This is a genomic window from Marinobacter sp. (assembly GCF_041690455.1).
GTDB lineage: Bacteria > Pseudomonadota > Gammaproteobacteria > Pseudomonadales > Oleiphilaceae > Marinobacter.
In genome coordinates this window covers 1-2,556 of record NZ_JAWLHI010000157.1, presented here as the reverse complement: position 1 = coordinate 2,556, position 2,556 = coordinate 1, and the positions used below count along the sequence as shown (strand labels likewise).

The window sequence follows — 2,556 nt, the reverse complement described above, 5'->3', positions numbered from 1 at the left end:
AACGGTAACTGGGTCGTCAATGACACCTGGGAGGCGCCCCTGGTCGTGGGTGCCGGCGGCCATTTCTGTCCTGTAGCGCGACTGCTGGGCGAGGGACCTGGAGGCCACGAGACCGTAGTGGCTGCGAAGGAAGTCGAGTTCGAGATGACACCCGAGCAGGCTTCCGTATGCGAAGCACGGGGCGACACACCGGAACTCTGGTTCTGCCGCGACCTCAAGGGCTATGCCTGGGTGTTCCGAAAAGGTAACTACCTGAACATCGGCCTGGGCCGGGAAGACAACCACAAACTGACCGTTCATTTGCAGGCATTTGTGGACGAGATGAAATCAGCCGGACGAATCCCGGCGGATCTGCCAGGCCGGTTCAAGGGCCATGCCTATCTGTTGTATGCCCACGCGGAAAGACCACTGGTGGATGACGGCATTCTGCTGGTTGGAGACTCCGCAGGTCTCGCCTATACCCAGAGTGGCGAGGGCATCCGACCCGCCATCGAATCCGCCTTGATGGCGGCAGATGTGATTCGACGTGCGCCGGATTATTCGGCGTCGTCCTTGCAAGTCTACGGCGATGCCATTGCCGAACGCTTCGGTAATCGGGCTACTGACACAGAACAGGGCTGGCAAGTGCCCGACTGGGTCAAGCAGCCACTGGCCAGCAGCCTGATGCGTTCGCACTGGTTTACCAGGAAAGTGGTCACGGAGAAATGGTTCCTGCATCAGGAAGTGCCACCGCTGAAAGCCGCTGTCTGAGGCAGAAAACAAAACCCGGGAGCACCGATAACGGTGCTTCCGGGTTTCCTTCAGGCCCCGAACTCAGTTCGAAGTCAGTTCGATAACATCAATGCCGTAGAGTGTTGTGGTACCACTCACTTCGTTACCTACCGCCAGCATGGGTTTGCTGTTGGGGCTGTCGCCGGCGGCAATGAACGCCAGGCCTTCGGGGCCAAGATCACCGGCTCTTCCTGCGATAACTTCCGCTTCAAAGCCATCTTCATCTGCATCAGAATCAAATGAAAAGTCCCGATTATTAAGGTACTGGACGAACTCCGGATTCTGGGGATTCGTGACGTTATACACCATGATCCCGCCTACACGCTCCAGGCCGATGAAAGCGAAGGTCTGGCCGTTGATTTCACCAACGGTCACGGCTTCCGGCTCCGGACCTTTGTCGTCAGAGCGATTATCGAAGGAGTTCTCGTCGTTTTGGCCGTTGAAGTTGTCGGGGATCAGGCTGGCAGTGATGCGCTCGAATTCGCTGCCGCTATCGAATACCCGGGTGCCGTCGGCAGACCAGATGGAGAAGGAACGTGCGCCGTAGGAGTACAGCTCTTCATAGACGCAGTTGTCTTCTACATAGCTTTTGTCGTACTCGTTATCCGCATCCAGCGTGACGTTGGCCGGGTCGCTTGGGTCGCAGCTGGCACCCGCACCCAGGGTGGAAGTAACGTTCAGGCGGCCAAGGTTTTCATCCTCTTTCAAGGTGGCGGCATCCGGAAAGGCAGTCGCATCCAGAACCAGATCCTTGATCCGGAACTCTTCGCTGAAGCCATCGTAATCCCGCGAGTCGCCTTCATTAGCAGTGATGTAGTAGGTTTTACCGTTGTAACCATAGCTGGTGATCGCGTCTGGCATGTACATACCTTTCACGGGCCAGTTGCGGATGTTGATACCGCTGTCACGGTTGCTGGCGTCCAGTTCGTTGCCGATGATGCTGTGGTCCTTAAAGCCAAGCGGCACAATGGCGGTAATTTCACCGGCAGCGATATCCAGCTCGGCGACCGCGTTGTTTTCCTGCAAGGCTACCCAGGCTTTGGTGTTGTCGATGGATACGGCGATGTATTCCGGCTCCAGGTCTTCCGCCAATGTGGCGCCGGGGCCGAATACCCTCAGGCCGGCCGCCTCCAGCTCTGCCTGGTCATCATCGAAGCCGCCGAAACCGGCGGTGGTTACGGTGGCAGACGCTACGCCGCTGGAGAGATCAATGATGCTGACAGAGCCTTCAGGGTCCACAGTATAGTCGTCGTTAGGCTCGCCTTCGTTGGCCACCAGAACCTTCTGGCCGTCGCGGGTGAACGTCACCATGTCGGGCAGGGCGCCAACCACAACTTCACCGATCTTGCCCAAATCAGTGGAGTTGTAAAAAACAACCTTACCGGGATCGGTCTTTGGATCTGCTTCAATAGCCACCGCCACGGTATTGCCGTAAACAGCCACGCTGTTTGCCGGACCACCCTCTGCAGTAGCGTCAATGGTACCCAGCTTTACCGGGAGGGATGGATCGTTGATGTCCAGGACGTCCACAGTGGAATCGTTGGAGTTGATCACGAAAAGCCGCTGGTTGGCCGGATCGTGGGCGACGATTTCCGCGGCGGATTCGTCAAATGTGCCGCTGGAGTAGCTGCCCAGTACGTTCATTTCGATCAGGGTCTGACTGGTGCCTGGCGCACCATCATTTCCATCATCGCCATCACAGCCGGCAAGACCGAGAACAGACGCCAGGATGGCGGTACCAAGGAGGGATTTGCGCAGTTCCATATTCGCCTCATCTTCTAAAGT

Annotated in this window: 2 protein-coding genes; one reads left to right on the top strand and one right to left on the bottom strand. The window is 57.3% G+C overall.

Going from position 1 to position 2,556, the window contains the following annotated elements; all coding sequences use genetic code 11:
- The coding region (locus tag ACESMW_RS19005; RefSeq protein WP_372988525.1) for an NAD(P)/FAD-dependent oxidoreductase at positions 1–750 on the top strand (750 nt) is incomplete at its 5' end.
- A 63-nt stretch (positions 751–813) separates the two neighbouring features.
- Here the strand turns inward: ACESMW_RS19005 and ACESMW_RS19000 are convergent.
- Positions 814–2,556 (bottom strand): choice-of-anchor I family protein (locus tag ACESMW_RS19000; RefSeq protein ID WP_372988524.1); only part of this gene is annotated, 1,743 nt, incomplete at its 5' end.